1 tRNA gene and 1 rRNA gene are annotated in these 566 nt (G+C 57.1%); both read left to right on the top strand.

Features of this window, described 5'->3' with window-relative positions:
* Positions 1-265 (top strand): 16S ribosomal RNA (locus AC630_RS42590); the annotation flags it as partial.
* Between the two features lie 228 nt (positions 266-493).
* Positions 494-566: transfer RNA gene (locus AC630_RS42585), tRNA-Ile, on the top strand.

Here is a 566-nt window from a genome sequence, read left to right as displayed (position 1 = left end):
AATCTCAAAAAGCCGTCTCAGTTCGGATTGGGCTCTGCAACTCGAGCCCATGAAGTTGGAATCGCTAGTAATCGTGGATCAGCACGCCACGGTGAATACGTTCCCGGGCCTTGTACACACCGCCCGTCACACCATGGGAGTTGGTTTTACCTGAAGACGGTGCGCTAACCCGCAAGGGAGGCAGCCGGCCACGGTAGGGTCAGCGACTGGGGTGAAGTCGTAACAAGGTAGCCGTAGGGGAACCTGCGGCTGGATCACCTCCTTTCTAAGGATGATCCTTCAGCGAGCTTTCGGGCTCACTATCGGATCGTTTTAGAAACATCAGTGGCCAACAGATCGCCAGATCGTTGAGCTGCATTGGCGGGATTTCGCCGTCTTCGTTTCTCTTTCTTCGCGGACGAACACGCGCCGGGGCTGCGCTGTGCGATTGCATTCGGCGCTGGTCGCCGGTTGCACGCGCGCAAGACCCTAGTCCTTGATAGGATTGCGTTAGGGGCTTGTAGCTCAGTTGGTTAGAGCGCGCGCTTGATAAGCGTGAGGTCGGAAGTTCAAGTCTTCCCAGGCCC

The sequence above is a fragment of the Bradyrhizobium sp. AS23.2 genome, assembly GCF_001908185.1.
Lineage (GTDB): Bacteria > Pseudomonadota > Alphaproteobacteria > Rhizobiales > Xanthobacteraceae > Bradyrhizobium.
Note: the sequence above shows the minus strand (reverse complement) of the source record. Positions and strands in the feature narration are given on the sequence as shown.